The sequence below is a fragment of the Candidatus Limimorpha avicola genome (assembly GCF_056978975.1).
The window spans coordinates 22,325-40,859 of record NZ_DBMCYK010000007.1; the positions used below are offsets into that span (position 1 = coordinate 22,325).

10 protein-coding genes are annotated in these 18,535 nt (G+C 39.3%); 7 read left to right on the forward strand and 3 right to left on the reverse strand.

The genetic code is table 11. From position 1 onward, the window contains the following. Positions 1-336 precede the first annotated feature (336 nt). Both clpB and ACZOVS_RS04775 read left to right on the forward strand, forming a co-directional pair. Positions 337-2,925, forward strand: coding sequence for an ATP-dependent chaperone ClpB (gene clpB / locus ACZOVS_RS04770; protein WP_483996085.1), 2,589 nt, complete (start codon positions 337-339; stop codon positions 2,923-2,925). Between the two features lie 285 nt (positions 2,926-3,210). After that, positions 3,211-4,302 (forward strand): hypothetical protein, encoded by a 1,092-nt coding sequence (locus ACZOVS_RS04775; RefSeq protein WP_483996086.1) that lies wholly within the window; start codon positions 3,211-3,213, stop codon positions 4,300-4,302. Positions 4,303-4,371: 69 nt separating this feature from the next. On the opposite strand, the gene ACZOVS_RS04780 is transcribed toward ACZOVS_RS04775, so the two are convergent. Further along, a complete protein-coding gene (locus tag ACZOVS_RS04780) occupies positions 4,372-4,944 on the reverse strand; it encodes a 30S ribosomal protein S16 (protein WP_483996087.1) in 573 nt (190 codons plus the stop codon). A 458-nt stretch (positions 4,945-5,402) separates the two neighbouring features. Between ACZOVS_RS04780 and dnaE the strand changes: the two genes are divergently transcribed. The 3 genes from dnaE (at position 5,403) to ACZOVS_RS04795 (ending at position 11,411) form a co-directional block, all read left to right on the forward strand. Beyond that, positions 5,403-9,983, forward strand: coding sequence for a DNA polymerase III subunit alpha (gene dnaE / locus ACZOVS_RS04785; RefSeq protein WP_483996088.1), 4,581 nt, complete (start codon positions 5,403-5,405; stop codon positions 9,981-9,983). Between the two features lie 41 nt (positions 9,984-10,024). After that, a complete protein-coding gene (trxA, locus tag ACZOVS_RS04790; RefSeq protein WP_483996089.1) occupies positions 10,025-10,342 on the forward strand; it encodes a thioredoxin in 318 nt (105 codons plus the stop codon). Between the two features lie 139 nt (positions 10,343-10,481). Beyond that, positions 10,482-11,411 (forward strand): DUF58 domain-containing protein, encoded by a 930-nt coding sequence (locus ACZOVS_RS04795; protein ID WP_483996090.1) that lies wholly within the window; start codon positions 10,482-10,484, stop codon positions 11,409-11,411. 129 nt (positions 11,412-11,540) lie between these two features. Here ACZOVS_RS04795 and ACZOVS_RS04800 read toward each other — a convergent pair whose 3' ends face one another. After that, positions 11,541-12,407 (reverse strand): aldose 1-epimerase family protein, encoded by an 867-nt coding sequence (locus tag ACZOVS_RS04800; protein WP_483996091.1) that lies wholly within the window; start codon positions 12,405-12,407, stop codon positions 11,541-11,543. Positions 12,408-12,596: 189 nt separating this feature from the next. Here ACZOVS_RS04800 and ACZOVS_RS04805 point away from each other — a divergent pair, with 189 nt between their 5' ends. Beyond that, positions 12,597-14,162, forward strand: a complete 1,566-nt coding sequence (locus ACZOVS_RS04805; RefSeq protein ID WP_483996092.1) for a sulfatase — start codon at positions 12,597-12,599, stop codon at positions 14,160-14,162. Between the two features lie 122 nt (positions 14,163-14,284). Here ACZOVS_RS04805 and ACZOVS_RS04810 read toward each other — a convergent pair whose 3' ends face one another. Continuing rightward, positions 14,285-15,541, reverse strand: a complete 1,257-nt coding sequence (locus ACZOVS_RS04810; RefSeq protein ID WP_483996093.1) for a T9SS type A sorting domain-containing protein — start codon at positions 15,539-15,541, stop codon at positions 14,285-14,287. Between the two features lie 939 nt (positions 15,542-16,480). On the opposite strand from ACZOVS_RS04810, the gene ACZOVS_RS04815 reads away from it, so the two are divergent. Continuing rightward, on the forward strand, positions 16,481-18,373 hold the full coding sequence (locus tag ACZOVS_RS04815) for a PEGA domain-containing protein (RefSeq protein WP_483996094.1): 1,893 nt from the start codon (positions 16,481-16,483) through the stop codon (positions 18,371-18,373). Positions 18,374-18,535: the final 162 nt, after the last annotated feature.

An 18,535-nucleotide genomic window follows, 5' to 3' on the forward strand; every position in this document is an offset into this window, starting at 1 on the left:
GGTGCGATTCGTCATTTTTCAATATCAATATGAAATTTTTGCAAAGATACTATTTTTTATTATTAATAAATGTGTTTTGAAGAGTTTTATTGTTTTGTTTCTTATTTTTTTTGAACGACTTTTTTTAATTTTCCTGAATAAGTTTTTTTTCTTTTTTTTTATTAACATTATCAATCTGTCATTGTTTCTATTTATTAGTATTTTTTAATGAAATTATGACAAAATGACATGTTGTAAATATGAATGATTAGAATAAATGTGACAAAATAACTCATTTTTGATTTTGGAAAAGAAATTGTTAAGAATAAAGTAAAACAAGTGAAAGGAATTTAATAAATGAATCTAAATCAATTTACAATTAAGGCTCAAGAAGCTATACAGAAAGCTCAGGAGATTGCACAACTCAATAATAATCAGTCTATTGAGAATGTGCATCTGTTGAAAGGAATTATAGATTGCGATGATTATCTGATACCTAATATGCTGAAAAGATTGGGTGTCAACATGCCTGTTTTTTCAGAGGCTGTACAGGATGCTATAAAAGCATTGCCTAAGGTTGAAGGAGGAGAAATGTATCTATCCTCCGAGACAAATGATACACTTTTGAAGTCTATCAATATTGCCAAAGAATCAGGCGATGAATATGTTTCAATAGATTATATTTTGCTTGCTATATTTGAATCCAAAGGAACGGCATCTTCTATATTGAAAGATAACGGTATAACACAAAAGGAACTTAAAGAGGTGATAAGACAAACCCGTAATGGCAAAAAGGTGGATTCTCCGAATATGGAACAGAATTACGATTCTTTGAATCGTTATGCGCGTAATCTCAATGAGTTGGCAGAGAAAGGAATGTTGGATCCTGTGATAGGAAGAGATGAGGAGATCAGGCGTGTGTTGCAGATATTGTCGCGTCGTACTAAAAACAATCCTATATTAATAGGTGAACCGGGTGTTGGTAAGACGGCAATAGCAGAAGGTCTTGCACAAAGAATAGTGAGTGGCGATGTGCCGGAGAATTTGAAATCGAAGAAGGTATTCTCCCTTGACATGGGAGCCTTGGTGGCTGGGGCTAAATATAAGGGTGAGTTTGAGGAACGTCTGAAAGCTGTTATCAAAGAAGTCGTTGATAGTCAAGGCGAGGTGGTGCTTTTTATAGATGAGATACATACCCTTGTGGGCGCCGGAGGCGGAGAGGGTGCTATGGACGCTGCCAATATTCTGAAGCCGGCTCTTGCCCGTGGGGAGTTGCGCGCAATTGGTGCTACTACATTGAATGAATATCAGAAGTATTTCGAGAAAGATAAGGCTCTCGAACGTCGTTTCCAGATAGTGATGGTAAATGAACCTGATGAACAGTCAGCCATATCTATTCTTAGAGGTCTGAAAGAAAAATATGAGACACATCATCAGGTGCGTATCCTCGATGAGGCAATAATAGCTGCTGTCGAACTGTCGGTGCGTTATATCAGCGACAGATTCCTCCCCGATAAGGCAATAGACCTTATTGATGAGGCTGCATCGCGATTGAGACTTCAGATTAATTCTTTGCCTGAGGAATTGGAGAATGTGGAACGCAAGATACGTCAGTTGGAGATAGAACGTGAGGCTATTAAGCGAGAAAACGACGTCAAAAAACTCGATACCATATCCAAGGCTTTGGCAGAACTTAATGATGAAAGAGCCAGGATAAGGTCTCGTTGGGAAACAGAACGCGGGTTCGTGGAAAAGATACAGCAAGAGAAAAAGAACATAGAGCGTTACCGCATACAGGCTGATGCCGCTGAACGTGACGGCAATTATGGCTTGGTGGCTGAACTGAGATATGGTAAAATCAGGGAATCGGAGATGATAATAGAGAAGGCCAAAAATGAACTGAAACAGGTTCAGGGCGATGCCCCTCTTATCGATGAAGAAGTGTCTGCTGCCGATGTGGCTGAGATAGTGTCACGCTGGACAGGCATACCCGTCAATAAGATGATGCAGAGCGAAAGAGAGAAACTGCTGAATCTCGAGACGGAATTGCATAAAAGAGTCGTTGGACAGGATGATGCCATAACAGCTGTGGCAGATGCCATTCGCAGAAGTAGAGCCGGTCTTCAAGACCCGCGTCGTCCTATAGGCTCGTTCATTTTCCTCGGCTCGACAGGCGTTGGTAAAACGGAATTGGCTAAGGCTCTCGCCGAGTTCCTCTTCGATAATGAAAATAATATGATTCGTATCGATATGTCTGAATACCAGGAACGTCATGCAGTATCTCGTTTGATAGGAGCGCCTCCCGGATATGTCGGATACGAGGAAAGCGGCCAACTTACAGAGGCTGTGCGTCGTAAACCTTATTCAGTCGTATTGCTCGACGAGATAGAAAAAGCTCACCCCGATGTGTTTAATATCTTGCTGCAGGTGCTTGACGACGGACGACTTACTGATAACAAGGGACGTCTTGTGGACTTTAAAAATACTATCATTATCATGACTTCTAATATTGGTGCAAGTATTATTCAAGATAAACTCTCAGATATCAATAATGAACCTTCTGAAAGACTTTTCGATACCATGAAACAGGAGTTGATGAATGCTCTTAAACAATATATGCGTCCTGAATTTCTTAATCGTATCGATGACATAATTGTGTTTAGACCTTTGACAGAAAAACAGATACAAGAGGTGGTCGTGATGCAGTTCAATATCATTAAAAATATGCTAAAACATAATGATATTGATATAGAGATGACTCCTGATGCTGTGGATTATATCGCAAAAATAAGTTATGACCCGCTGTTCGGTGCCCGTCCTGTCAAGAGAATGATGCAAAAGGAATTGCTTAATGACTTGTCAAAGATGTTGCTCTCTGATAAAGTCAACAAGGATACTCCAATAATAGTTGATGCAAATGATAAAGGTCTTGTATTTAAAAACTGATATTCTATAATTGTTTTTTTGAGGCGGTGTGTCTGTCCTTTTTATGGCACACCGCCTTTATTGTATCTGAATATGTGTAATATACACCATGTTCTTTTTGATAATTTTATTTTTTATATTATAATTTGAGGAATTTTTATATTTTTGCAAAAACATTAAATCATCAGATAGTGAAGAAATATGGTTTGATTAGATGATTTTAAATTGTATTGAATATCAGTATTTTATATTTTTATTTGATATTGAAAATGTGGGATATTGTTAATAAACCAAACACTGAATATTTTGGAAGACAATAGAAATCAAAGTGATACGGAACATAAAGGTATAGTCAGATGGTATGTCATGCGCTATCTTTCTATGGGAAGAAATCAAAATTCTGAATTAGAAGAGGAGAATAAGAGAAGAAAAAAGATGTCGATGCCGGAGTTGGAATATTTTGCTCCTAATATCATTGTCGGTAGTAAAGGAAAGACGAAGAAAACCATGCAGCAGCCGTTGGTGTTGAACTATGTCTTTGTTCATTCCGACATAAAGGATATTAAGGAATTTCGTTTGATACATACTAATTTTCAACTACTTAAAAGGTGGGATGTTTCTTCTGAAACATCGTTAAAAGATGGAAAAAATGAAAATGAAGGAGCAGATAGTGATAATGTGACGAAAGACCCTTATATGTATGTTCCTGACCGTGAGATGGAGAGTTTTATCGTTGTTGCCAAGGCATATTGTAATAATGTACCTACATTGTTGTCATCTCAAACTACATTGCTGAAAGGCGACAAAGTACGTATCCTCGATGGTGATTTCAGTGGTGTGGAGGGAGTATTGCAGCGTCATAATCGTAATGGTGAGATAGTGATGTTTCCTGTCGGTAATCTTATTACGGTGCCTTTGTTGACAGTTTCTCCCAAGCATATTGAAGTGTTGGAATTTTCTAAGAATGGCACTCATTTATATGATGTACTTGATGAATTGCAGGACAATATTCGTGATTTGATGCACAAAAGGGTCAATGATGTGTTGAAAACAGACGATATCGCTTTGGCTCGATATTATCTGACGCGTTATGGAAAGGTGAAATTGGAGTCGAAAAAACTGTATGGCAGATTTAATGCCATGATGATGATGCTCCACTATATTCTTGGCAATGGAAAAGAACTTGAATCAGCTGTCGATAATACTGTCAAAAGTCTTGTCTTTGTGACAAATATCGAGACAAAGGCTTTTATATTCTCCGCCTTGTATGTATGTACCGGCATACAGGAATATTTTGAAAAGGCCGATGCTGTGGCAATGTCGGGACAAAATGTCAGCAGGAGCAGAAAATTGCAATGTGTGGCGGACGACCTGCTGTTGTATCGCAAGTTGAAATGAAATTTAGGTGTTGAAAAAACAAACAGAGACGCCTTGCGAGCGTCTCTGTCATTGTGGATTTTCATCGATTTATTCAGCAGTTGCTTCTGTTGCTTCCGTATTTTCCGATACTTCGACATTTTCTGATGTCTCAGCATTTTCTGCATTGGCGGCAGCGGCTTCAGCAGCTTTTTGTGCTTCTATCTCAGCTCTTTTCTTGGCTATCTCAGCAGCACGTGCTTCTTTAACCTTACATTCAGCCTCGATTCTTGCTTTACGATCTTCTCTCATCTTTTCAGCATTGTCTTTAATCTCCTTGGCATTCTTGGCTTCTTTTTCTTTCAGCCAGTTTTGAAATTTAACTTCAGCTTGTTCCGGTGTCAAAGCACCTTTCTTGATCCCACCTAAAAGATGTCTCTTCAACAATACGCCTTTTTTCGATAATATGGAACGTACTGTGTCGGTTGGTTGTGCACCTTTGTCAAGCCATTCAATGGCTTTGTCGAATTTTAAATTTATTTCTGCCGGATCTGTCAATGGATTGTAAGTTCCGATCTTTTCAATGAATCTACCATCACGTGGTGAACGACTGTCTGCAATTACAATGTGATAGAAAGGACTACCTTTCTTGCCATGTCTCTGTAATCTGATTTTTGCTGGCATAAAAACTTTTTTTAATTGATTTTTAATTATTTAATTAAGCTAAAACCTACCCGAGGTTTCGGGTGCAAATATACGACTTTTTTTATTTATACATACCTTTTGAATAAAATTTTTTGATAATCAATATGATTATTACGATTGTTTTGATGATATTTTATAATATGTTTATTATGTTATTGATAATGAATGTGATACTGTGAATGTTGTTAGAATTTTTTACTCGTTTTTCTTTTTGTTGCAGGATTCGGTATTTGTCTTGACAATTTTTTCTTTCGAAAAATTCAGTTAAGATAAATTATAGAAATCAACAGTGATTTTTTAAAATTGTTGAAAAAAACAGATGAAAAAAATCCTGTGGTCATAAAAATATATTTACTTTTGGAGAAAAGTATGTGATTGTGTATATTCCTGACAATCATATATGTATGTCGTTTTTCAGATAAATACGGTAGTGTATTATGTTTTTGATTTTTGATACTGAGACCACGGGTCTGCCAATAGATAAGAATGCTCCTTTGACCGATTTCGGCAATTGGCCGCGTATGGTTCAACTTGCTTGGCAGATTCATGATGAGAAAGGTGTTTTTGTGGAATCGCATAACCATATAATACGTCCCGATGGTTTTGAGATCCCTATAAATGCCACTATGGTACACCATATTACTACAAAACATGCCATGGAAGTTGGCGAGCCTCTTGAAAAAGTATTGGATGTTTTTCTTGAATCGGCTAAGAAGGCTAAATATCTTGTCGGACATAATGTGTCTTTCGATTTGAGTGTCCTTGGTTGTGAGTTTTTGCGTGTCAAAGGTGTCAATTGTATTGAGAAATGGCTGTATGTGGACACTTGTACAGAGAAAACTGCCAATTTCTGCAAGGTGTCCAAATCGCGTAACAGATACAAACTGCCTTCATTGGCGGAGATTTATAACATATTGTTTGGTAATGATTTCGATTCTGCTCATAATGCTTCTGCAGACGTTTGTGCCACGGCTCGTGTCTTTCTTGAATTGTTGCGACTTGGTGTCATCAATCATGATGAAATTAAGGAAGAGGATTCTTTTTTTACAAAGTTCAAAGAGGCTAATCCCTATGTCGTGCAATCTGCAAATATTGAGGTCATTTCTAACGAAAGTGAAAATTCAAATGAAGATACTGTTGAGCCGGAGAGTACCGCAAATGATATAAAAACATATAAGTTTACTCATCTACATGTACATTCTCATTATTCCATACTCGACGGCTTGTCTAAAATACCTGACCTCGTGGACAAATGTCTCAGAACAGGCATGACATCCATGGCTCTTACTGATCATGGCAACATGTTCGGTATCAAAGAGTTTGCCGATTATGTAGATAATGTCAATAATACTAACAGGAATAAGATTAAAGAGTTGGAGAAAAAACTCGAAGATGATGACCTTGATGAAGAAAAGAAAGTGGAGATTCAAAACTCTATAGACAGTTTAAGAAACAGGTTTTTTAAACCCATCTTCGGTATTGAGGCTTATTGTGCTCCGGTGAGTATAGAAAAACGTGAAAGCCGTTCTGACAGCGGTTGGCATCTTATTCTATTGGCAAAGAACAAGACCGGATACAAAAATCTTTGTAAACTCAGTTCGCTTTCCTATATAGACGGCTTGTATTACAAGCCTCGTATCGACCATTCATTGTTGGAGCAGTACAAAGAAGGTCTGATAGTATGTTCCGCGTGTCTTGGAGGCGAGGTGCCACAGAAGATAATGAACGGCGACTTTAAAGGTGCGGAAGAATCCGTGCTGTGGTTCAAGTCATTGTTCGGCGATGATTATTATCTTGAATTGCAAAGGCATAAGACTGATAAGGAAGGTGGTGACAGAGAGGTTTATGAACGACAGAAAGAAGTCAACAAAGTGCTGTTAGAACTGTCTGAAAAGCATGGTGTCAAAGTCGTTGCAACAAACGACGTGCATTTTGTGGAGGAGGAACATGCCGAAGCCCATGACCGTCTTATTTGTGTCAGCACACAGAAGAAACTCGATGAGTCACGTTTGCGCTATACCAAACAGGAGTGGCTCAAGTCGCCCGAAGAGATGTCGATGGTGTTTGCCGACATACCTGAGGCATTGCTTAATACTCAGGAGATTGCCGACAAGGTGGAGAGCTATTCTATCAACTCCAACCCTTATATGCCGGTGTTCGACATTCCTGAAGAGTTCGGTACGGAGGAGAGTTATAGAGAACGTTATACCGAAAAAGACCTTTTTAACGAGTTTACTCGTGATGAACATGGCAATGTGGTCATGACGGAAGACAAGGCTTTGGAAAAAATCGACAAACTCGGAGGCTACGACAGGTTGTACAGGATAAAGTTGGAGGCTGATTATTTGGCGAAACTTGCATGGGAGGGTGCTAAGATGCGTTATGGTGAAGAACTATCAGATGAACTGAAAGAGCGTATTATCTTTGAATTGCACATAATGAAAACCATGGGTTTCCCGGGTTATTTCCTTATAGTTTATGATTATATACGTGTTGCGCGTGAGGAACTCGGTGTGTCAGTAGGACCGGGAAGAGGCTCGGCTGCAGGTTCTGTGGTGGCATATTGTCTGAGAATCACTGATATAGACCCTATCAAGTATAATTTGCTGTTTGAACGTTTCCTTAATCCGGACCGTATCTCACTGCCTGATATAGATGTGGATTTCGATGATGACGGCAGAGGCAGAGTACTCGACTGGATCGTCAAAAAATACGGTAAGGAGAAAGTTGCTCATATCATCACTTTCGGTACTATGGCCTCAAAATCGGCAATAGCCGACGTGGGCAAGGTGCAGGGTGTCCCGAGAGAAAAGGTGAATCTCGTCAAGAGTTATATTCCGGAGAAGAGCTTCCCCGAGAATATTAAAGACAGCAAGGGTAAATCTCCTAAGGTGAATATCAAGAACTGTTGTTTGTATGTTCCCGAGATAAAAGCTCTCGTGGAAGGTGATGACGAGAACATTTCTTCCATGCTTAAATATGCCCAGGAGTTGGAAGATACCAACAGACAGGTCGGCATTCATGCCTGCGGCGTTATCATTGGCTCCCAGGATTTGACAAATCTGTTGCCTTTGAGTGTCATAGAAGATAAGAAAACTAAAGAAAAAGTCGTTGTCACTCAATATGATGGCCATTTTGTGGAGTCTGTCGGACTTATTAAGATGGATTTCCTCGGACTAAAGACCCTTACACAAATCAAAGGTGCTTTGGCTAATATAAAACAAACACATGGCATAGATTTGGATATTGACCATATCCCTATAGATGACAAGGAGACTTACCGGTTGTATTCTTCAGGCAATACCATAGGAACATTCCAGTTCGAGTCTCCCGGAATGCAAAAATATCTTAAGGAACTTAAACCTACTGTTTTCGAAGACCTCGTGGCTATGAATGCCCTCTATCGTCCAGGACCTATGGAGTATATCCCGGACTTCATAGCCAGAAAACAGGGAAGAGCTCCCATAGAATATCCTATAAAGGAGATGGAGACTTATCTGAAAGATACCTACGGTATTACTGTCTATCAAGAGCAGGTGATGCAACTGTCGCGTCTTCTCGCAAGTTTTACAAGGGGAGAATCAGATACACTTCGTAAGGCTATGGGTAAAAAAGATATCAATAAGATGCTTCAACTTAAAGATAAGTTTATTACTCAAGGCGAGAAAAATGGACATGACAGAGAAGTGCTCGAGAAAATTTGGAAAGATTGGGAGAAGTTCGCTTCATACGCTTTTAACAAGTCTCATGCCACATGTTATTCTTGGGTGTCATATCAAACTGCCTACTTGAAAGCTCATTATCCGGCTGAGTTTATGGCTGCCGTGTTGAACAGCGGTATCAACGATGGCAAGGAGATCACCTTGATGACTGAAGAATGCAGAAGAATGAGAATAGATGTCCTCCCTCCAGATGTCAATGAGTCGGATTATAGTTTTATCGTCAATAAAGACGGCAAGATTGTGTTCGGTTTAGGAGGAATAAAAGGCGTTGGCGAAATATCTACTGTTATAAGGGAAGAAAGAGACAAAAATGGAAAATACAAGAGTTTTGCCGATTTTATGATGCGAGTGGGAGCCAAGGACCTTAACAAAAATATTTTGGAGTCTTTGATAAAGGCCGGCGCTTTGGATTGCTTCAAGGAACTGCATAGAGCTGCCTATTTTTATATTGCTCCGGGTGAGAAGGTTACTTTCCTCGAGAAATCCATCAAAATGGCAAATACAATAATTGATAGGAAAAATGCCGCGCAGATAGACTTGTTCGGCTTTCAACAGGATGATGTCAATGTCGGATTGACTTTGCCAATACCTCAATGTGAACGCTGGGCTCAGATTAAAGAACTTGAAAATGAAAAAGAAGTGATAGGATTCTTTATGAGCGCCCATCCTCTCGATACATTCAGAAAAACAATAGAACTGTTTGCCGACAATATCAGACTGGAAGAGTTGGACGATATAATCAGGAATAGGAGAGGTGCTAAAATAAAGGTCGCCGGTTTTGTCACCATGGTGGAACATAAAATATCCTTGGCAGGAAAACAATATGGAAGGTTCCGTATTGAAGACGACAGTGGCGGATATGAGTTTAGCTTGTTCAGTGAGAAATATAAGAGTTTTTGTCATTACTTGGACATGGGTTCTTCAGTGTTGCTTACAGGGGAAGTGAGAGAGTTATATCGTAAAAAAGATAATAATTCTGATAATCATGATAACGTTAGAGATAATGCCAATGAGTTTTTTATTACTGATGTTCAGCTTCTTGAATCTTTGTTGGCCAACACTAACCGCAAAGTGAAACTTGTTGTGGATGTAAATAAACTTGATTCCGAAAGATGTAAAGAGTTGATAAAAATTGTAAAAAACAACAAAGGAAAACAACATTTTTCCGTAGCTTTTGTTGATGATGAGAATAATATGTCGTGTATGATGAATGCTCAAAAAGGAGGCGTCAATGCTGAGACGTTGTTTGAAATTTTGGATAAACTTGATTATGTCAAATATGAATTATTAAAATAATTTGTATCTTTGCAAAAATTATAAACTAAAAAATTATCAATATGGCAATTCAAATTACAGATGCAACTTTCGATCAAGAAGTTGTCAATTGCGAACTCCCGGTAATGGTGGATTTTGGTGCAACATGGTGCGGTCCTTGCCGCATGATAGCTCCATATATGGATCAACTTGCTGAGGAATATGCCGGAAAAGCTAAAGTGGTCAAGGCAGACGTTGATGAATGCGTCGAACTTGCTGCCAAATTCGGTATAAGAAATGTTCCTACAGTGCTTATCTTCAAGAATGGTCAGGTGGTCGAAAAACACGTTGGAGGTGCTCCAAAACAAGTGTTTGAAGACAAACTTAAAAAGTTTTTGTAGTATGGTGTTTTTATGAGGGAATGTCGGTGTAGTGCTTGACATGCCTTCCTTGTGTTGTGTTGGAACGGGGAGATACATTTGCATAAATCGAACATGCTAATTGATGTATGTCGCCGTCCGACACAATGATTTTTCTTTTATGCCAATAAATCACAATTACATAGCAGACTTCGGCAGTCTTGAGTTTCATGCAAGACAGATAGTGGAGGGTTTTATTACCGGTCTTCACAAAAGTCCTTTTCATGGCTTTTCAGTAGAGTTTGCCGAACATCGTCCCTATAATGCCGGCGAACCTGTGCGTAATGTAGATTGGAAATTGTACGCCCGTACAGATAAGATGTTTGTCAAACGTTATGAGGAAGAGACTAATTTACGTTGCCAGATAGTCATTGACAAAAGTTCAAGTATGTTTTTTCCCGTTCGAGAACGTCTTGATATCGATAATCTTAACAAGTTATGGTTCTCGGTATATAGTGCTGCATCCTTGATAGAACTGATGCGCCGGCAACGTGATGCCGTAGGTCTCGACTTCTTCGATGATGATATTTCTTTTCATGCTCCGGCTAAGTTGTCGGAACCTCATGTCGCCATGCTTTATTCCAATTTGGAGAGATTGCTGCTTCCTTATGACAAAGTGTCTAAAATACCTACTGATTCCGTCAGCACTCTCCATAAGATAGCCGAGATGTCGCATCGTCGCTCACTTGTGATTGTTTTTAGCGATATGCTTGACAACATTCAGTCGCTCGATGCCTTTTATGATGCCCTCGAACATCTGAAATACAATAAACATGAGGTGGTCCTGTTTCATGTTTTTGATGGTTCTCTTGAACAGGATTTGGAGTTCGAAAATCGTCCTTATCGTTTCGTTGACCTCGAGTCTAAAGAGGTGATTAAATTGAACCCCGTTGAGGTGAAAGAGCGTTATTCTATGATTATGAGACAACGTAAAGACGACATACTTCGGCATTGCTATCAATATAAGATAGATTATGTCGAGGCGGATATCAATAAGTCTTTCGACCACATACTGTCAGCCTATCTCGTTAAACGAAAAAGGTTGAATTGATGTTATCGGTACTCGATGTATTGTTGTTGCCTTACGGAGTTATGTAATTGCCTTTACTATTTTTTCAATACGGTGCAATTTCTTGTCTGATATTACATTAAATCGATATTATTGTCTTTTGAAAGTCAATTAATAAATTTCAATAATATAGTTTTTTACAAAGACCTCTTTAGGAGCAAGTTTCTGAATCCAGTCCTTGTCGGCAAATTCTCCTGTGTAACCGGTTCTGTCACAACGGCCGTACCATGGTTCAATACATACAAACGGAGCGTTCTTTTTTGGTGGAGACCACAGACCCACTACCGGTGCTTCGAATCTTACGGAAAGCCATGGGTTGTGTTTCTTGTCGTAGAGACAAACATCGTGAATCTGACTGTTTTCGATTATTAGTGCATCTTTTTCAAAAATTTGCTCTGTCAGTGGTAAGATGCCGTCTGTCAGTGTCAAGTGATGTTTCCGTTCCGTATCAGCACCTCCGTTGTCGATAAGAATATAGCTGATATCTTGATTGTCAAAGCCGAGATATCCTTTTATCGCATCTTCCGGCATGAAATCCGGGAGATTGAAAGCCGGATGGGCGCCTATCTGAAAAGGCATGATTTCTTGACCTGTGTTGCAGACTTTCCATGATATTTCAATGGTTTTGCCATCGAGTCTGTATCCTGTTTCAAGCTCGAATGGGAAAGGATATTTCTTTTGCGTCTCTTCATTGTCCTTCAAGGTAAAGCGCAATTCATCATCTTTTGCATAAAGAAAATCGAAATCCATGTCGCGTGCAAATCCGTGCTGAGAGATTTGATATTCACGACCGTTGAGACGGTAACAATTCTGATAGACCGAACCAACGACTGGAAATAAAATAGGAGAATGCCTTTTCCAATATTGAGGGTCGGCTTGCCATAAATACTCTATGTCGCCTCGCCTGATGCTGCATAATTCTGCCCCATGCAAATCGACTTTTATACAAAGTTCGGAATTGGATAATGTGTAAACCATAATAAGAATAGTTGTTGGTGGTTTAAAAACAATTTTATGCAAAAATAGAATATTTGTCTCATCTTGATATATGAAAACGAATGTTTTTTCTGTTTTTATGAATTTTTTGTAAATTATAAATTTAACACGATTTGTTATTTGTAGGAATTTTGTTAATATTGCATTTTAAATTGCAAAAACTAAAGAATCATGAAGCACAAAAATGCTTTGAAAAATGTCATGTTTCTGGCTTCTATGGCAGGTGTCGGAGCCATACAGGCGCAGGAACGTCCGAATATTATATTGTTTTTGGTAGATGACATGGGATGGCAAGATACTTCGGTTCCATTTTATAGTGATTCCACAGCCTTGAATGCCCGTTATCATACACCTAACATGGAACGTTTGGCGGCAATGGGTGTGAGATTTACCGAGGCATACGCTTGTGCCATATCATCGCCTACACGCTGCAGTCTGATGTCGGGCATGAATGCTGCACGTCATCGTGTAACAAACTGGACATTGAACTATGACCAGAAGACGGATGCCGGAAGCGATGTTCTTCAATTGCCTGAATGGAACTACAACGGAATACAGCCGGACAGCACAGATAATCCGGATGATTTGAAAAACACCGCTTTGATAACATCTTTTCCAAAGATACTGCAACAGCATGGTTATTATACCATACATTGCGGGAAAGCACATTTCGGAGCAAGGAATACTTCCGGAGAAGACCCCGATAACATGGGTTTTGACGTTAATATTGGAGGTGGAGCAAATGGAGCTCCGGGCAGCTATCTCGGTACTGAGAATTTCGGTGAAGGAACGGCATTCGAGGTGCGCGGATTGGAAAAATATCATGGACAGGATATCTTTCTTACGGAAGCCTTGACATTGGAAGCTGTTGAGGCAATGAAAAAACCTATACGGGAAAATGTTCCGTTTTACTTATATATGTCACATTATGCAGTACATTCTCCATATAACGACGATGCCCGGTTCAGCGATAAATATCGTGGCAGATATGATGCACAACTCAATGCCGGCTTGAACGAAAATGAAGCAAGATATGCAGCTCTGGTCGAAGGTATGGATAAAAGTCTTGGCGATATTATGGATTTCTTACAGTCGCAACCTGCAGTGGCTGCCAATACGATAATATTGTTCATGTCGGACAATGGAGGACAGGCATTGAATAATGTGCGGCAAGGCTTGGAAAACCGTGACCAGAATTATCCGGCACGCGCAGGAAAAGGGTCTGCCTTCATGGGTGGCGTAAGAGAACCCATGATGATATATTGGCCGGGTGTGACGGAAGCAGGCACTGAAATATCTCAACGAGTGATGATTGAAGACTTTTTTCCTACCATCCTGGAAATGGCCGGCGTGCATGATTATGAGACAGTACAGACTGTTGACGGCATCAGTTTCGCCGATGTGTTGCGCGACCCCTCAATAAAACGTGAGAGACCAGTGATATGGCATTTCCCTAACTTGTGGGGCGAGACTCAGAATACGGAAGAGGGTTATGGCGCATATTCTGCCATACTGAAAGGCGATTACCATTTGATTTATCATTGGGAAACACAACAAAAACGCCTGTATGACGTCAGGAATGATATAGGTGAACAAAACGATATTGCACGGGAGTTCCCGGAAATAGTAAAACAACTTTCCAAAGAATTGACGGATTGTTTGAAAACGTCAAATGCTCAACGGCCGTCTTATAAGGCAACAGGAGTTATCTGTCCTTATCCTGATGAAGTGAAATAATTCAGTATTTGAGACAAACACACCGTGGAAACGTTATAGTAGAGTGGAGGCTGCCTGACAATAAAAGTGTCAAACAGCCTCTCTTAATCTATAATGTTTTTTTAACTATTTCTTAAAAACTACTATTGCTTTATCCATTTACCGCTTTCTGTCTCTTTTCCTTCACTGAAAACTTTCCACAAATACATCCCTTTTGCCCATCCTTCTGTCGATATCTTCGTGACCTCTTCGGTGATATACTGTTTATATATCATTTTCCCGAGAATGTCATATATTTCTATCCTTCCTTCCGGAAATGATGTCCTGATGTTCAAGATATTCTCTCCCGGATTGGGATATACTTTCGATATTGATGTTTCTGTCATCCCTCCTTCTTCCGTTGTCAATATCTCTATGCTTCCGCATACGGCTTCCGCATTGCCTGTCGTATATACCGCCTCTACACAATAGTTTACTTCTCCTCTCACAAAACGATAGTCCTCATATTCCAGAAAATGAGGGTCCGTTATTACTGCTATCTGTTCTTCATCGGCATATATCTCATAACCCTCAAGCTCTTCCGTCTCATCGTCTCCATTCCCGTATCCCATTCTTACCATCTTGCCATCAGGATTCTCCAATATAACTTCTATGCAGAAATTGGAATTAATACCACCATATAGTAACAAAGATTCCCATTCATACTCATAATATCCATCAACATACCGATAAAGATCTCCTTTTTCTGACACTACAGGACCTCCATCAATAGGCCATGTATATTGAAAAGTCATGTAAATAGGTACTGTCCGTATTCCAAACCAAAACTCTTTCCCTTCCTCTATCGTTATTTCACTATCTATCGGAATGTAGTTTCTTACATTATACGACAGATTCTCTGCTGATTTTTCGTATATCAGTGTCAGGTTGTCCGCCACCTGTTCCAGACTGTCTCCCTCCGGTCCTTCCCATATCCTCACCGAATGATAATGTCCGTCACTTATTGGCACAATCCCTATGTATTTTACTTTCCATCCTATATAGTCCTGCAAATCCGAGACTTCATATCTGTGGGCTATATCTCCCTCTGACTGTCCTGCTGCAACCATACTGCTAAAATCTCCGCTCCACGACAATGTTGCCCTCTCCTTGGGAATAAATCCCTCGGGATAGTTCCATGTCAACAATACAGCATTGTTCTCCTTCCTCTCCAACTCCAAATCCGTGACGGGATTCCTGTCTCTCTGCTGATTTACATCTTCATAAACTTCTTTCTTTTCATCTTTTGCTTCACTGACAATCTTTTTTACTTTCATTGTCTGTGCCTGCAAAACCGAAGTTGCTGTCATTGCCATTATCAATAGCATTATCACTTTCTTAGTTGTATAAAATTTTTTCATAACATTGATTTTTAGATTTCTTTAATCAGATTATATGTCTTTTATTTACTTTTCTTCATGGCATATACTGTCATTATTTTCGTGACAAAGAGTCGTTTCAAATTATTTTTCCGATAGTCGTTGATAGTCTTCGCAAACGGCAACTCTTTTTGCGGAGACTTTATCAATGTATTTCAATATACGTTTCATGAATTGATGTTTTATATTTTTATTATATTACTTCGTACTCCGTTGTCTGTTACTTCGTCGTAAACATTGCCTCCAAAAATTTTGTGAATAACTTTTTTTGGCCTGTTCTCTCTCAGTAATGCTTCCTTATTTACTGAATTTAATTTCATAACATTTTTTTCTTTTTCAATTACGCAAATTTAATGAATAAAATATGAAAAAAACAGGCTGAAAAAAGCTTTACAAACTTTTTTTAGTACAGTTATATATATAAAATGTTGATTATAAATATTATATGAAGAAAGTACAAGGCGTTTTTTACAAACTTTTTTTCGGCATTTACATGGTATTACTGTTTGTTTTCGTCATTTTACCGCATAATTTGGAACTGTATTTATCTATGTTACAAACAGAACAATGCATGAAATCGGTTTCTTATTTTTTGGACAAATCAAAATGTGACCGAATACATATCTTGAACTCCATTTCATTCAAATCCTGATATTGTTCCTTAATAATGTTCATTCTGCCACAAAACAATTTGTCAATATCGGATTCCAATGAAATCCAAATATGATTTACATGTAGAGACATCATGGTATGGCGTCTTGAAAAATCCAAAAAGAAAAGACTATATTTCATCGTATGTACATGCCATTTCTATACGGCTGTATATTATGCCGTTTCTACAAAATTATTGTAAATTTTTTTACAAATAAATTTTTAAATAAAAGGCCTATTTTATATTTTTGCAAAAAATAAATGTAAACCATGAAGAAAATACTTATATCCGTTTTATTTTTGTTTGTAACAATGGTTTCATATTCTCAGATAAAGGTATTGTCCATAGAACCTGACGAGGCAGACCTTACGGCGAGGATAAATCCCAAGCAGGACCGTAACGGGTTCAATTGTGCATTGTTGAAGATAACGACAATGGGAATAGACGGAGAGCAGAGGAGGAAGTTCTTTTTCACAGGAGATATGGCGACGCAGATAGTAGATGTCAGTTTTCCACCCGGAGAGATATGGGTGTATCTGTCACCGGGACGCAGCCAGTTGGTGATAAGACATGACGACTATGGCAAGACCATATACGACATGCCGTATGCACTGAAAGAGAAGACGTGTTATGCCATGGTAATAACGGCAGACAAGGAAGTTAATAATGTAGTAAGAAACTATCTGATAATAAAAGCGGACCAGCCCAATGCGTTGATATATGTTGATGATGTCTTTGTAGGGGAGAAAGAAGTGTTTCTGTTATACAATGCGGGAGAGACACACAGGTGGAAGATAGAATGCAACATGTATCATGCGGAGAGCGGAGAGGTTAAGATTAGTTATACTGAAAAGACAGTGATAGATAAGATAATGCGACCTGCATTTGGATGTCTTAATGTTACGAGCATGCCGGAGAGCGGAGCTGCCGTATATGTTGATGGAATAAAGATGGGAGAGACACCATATAAGGCAGACAAAATCAAGAGTGGTGAGTATAAGGTGAGAGTGGTGAAAGAGATGTATTATCCTGAGGAGAGGACTTATGTAGTAAGGGATGGAGAGACAACGGAAGCAAAGATGGAGATGAGGGGAAATTATGCAAATGTGACAGTGGAAACGGAAGCCGGAGCAGAAATATATGTTGACAATGAATATAAAGGAACCGGGAGCTGGATGGGAAAACTGATGGGAGGGGAACATCTGTTTGAGGCGAGAAAGGAGTCTCATATTACGGCGACAGTGAATGTGAGACTGACGACAGGAAAGGAAGAGAGAGTGGTGATACCGAATCCTGAGCCGGTGTACGGTACGTTGGATGTGGCAACGACGCCGATGGGAGCCGATATATACGTGGATGGTAAAATGCTTGGAACGACGCCGGAATATATCACCGACATATTGGTGGGTACCCGAGAGTTGAGACTTGAAAAACAAGGATATGAAACAGTGAGCAAGAAAATAACAATAATAGAGAAAGAAGTGCTGAATGTGAATGAGAAATTGAGTTTTGTTAAAAGAGAAATCTCGAGTGAGGATGAAAAAACTCATGTTGAAAAAAAAGAAGAGTATGTGCAGACGGAGAATGGTTCTACGAGATATGATTTTGAAGTTACGGAAAACAAGATTAACGGGCATGAATATGTTGACCTTGGGTTGCCGAGCGGATTGAAATGGGCTACATGCAATGTGGGAGCTAATTCACCATCGGAATACGGTGATTATTATGCCTGGGGAGAAACGACGACAAAAACGAGTTATACTTATGAAAACAGTAAAACATATAATAAAAAGATTGGAGATATAGGAGGTAATGCGAGTTACGATGCAGCGAGAGCCAATTGGGGAGGGACGTGGCGAATGCCGACAAAAGCGGAGTTTGATGAATTATTGAAAAACTGTACATGGATAATGACGAATGAAGACGGAAATAAAGGTTATAAGGTAATCGGCCCAAATGGTAACAGTATTTTTCTTCCTGCTGCGGGTGGCCGTAACGGGACGTCGCTTTACGACGCAGGTTCGAACGGATACTATTGGAGTTCTACGCCGTACGAGAGCAATACTCAGGACGCGTACAACCTTTACTTCATCAGTGACAATCACGGCACGGGTTGGAACATCCGCTACTACGGTCTTTCCGTGCGCCCTGTTTCAGAATAGAAGCGAAGCGCGTTGTATTTATTTGGTTCATTTGATTTATTCGTGCGGCATTTAAAAGCCGCACGATAAAGATACCGCCTTTCGGCGGTCGGAAATTTTTTCAAAAATAGCGACATCGAAAAAATGATAAAATTTGAATTTTACACACTTTTTTGGAACAGT

What these genes read in the sequence shown, in the direction of transcription:
- clpB (WP_483996085.1), top strand. Translation starts at nt 337, where the DNA reads ATGAATCTAAATCAATTTACAATTAAGGCTCAAGAAGCTATACAGAAA.
- ACZOVS_RS04800 (WP_483996091.1), bottom strand. Translation starts at nt 12,407, where the DNA reads ATGGTTTACACATTATCCAATTCCGAACTTTGTATAAAAGTCGATTTG.
- trxA (WP_483996089.1), top strand. Translation starts at nt 10,025, where the DNA reads ATGGCAATTCAAATTACAGATGCAACTTTCGATCAAGAAGTTGTCAAT.
- ACZOVS_RS04795 (WP_483996090.1), top strand. Translation starts at nt 10,482, where the DNA reads ATGCCAATAAATCACAATTACATAGCAGACTTCGGCAGTCTTGAGTTT.
- dnaE (WP_483996088.1), top strand. Translation starts at nt 5,403, where the DNA reads ATGTTTTTGATTTTTGATACTGAGACCACGGGTCTGCCAATAGATAAG.
- ACZOVS_RS04805 (WP_483996092.1), top strand. Translation starts at nt 12,597, where the DNA reads ATGAAGCACAAAAATGCTTTGAAAAATGTCATGTTTCTGGCTTCTATG.
- ACZOVS_RS04780 (WP_483996087.1), bottom strand. Translation starts at nt 4,944, where the DNA reads ATGCCAGCAAAAATCAGATTACAGAGACATGGCAAGAAAGGTAGTCCT.
- ACZOVS_RS04815 (WP_483996094.1), top strand. Translation starts at nt 16,481, where the DNA reads ATGAAGAAAATACTTATATCCGTTTTATTTTTGTTTGTAACAATGGTT.
- ACZOVS_RS04810 (WP_483996093.1), bottom strand. Translation starts at nt 15,541, where the DNA reads ATGAAAAAATTTTATACAACTAAGAAAGTGATAATGCTATTGATAATG.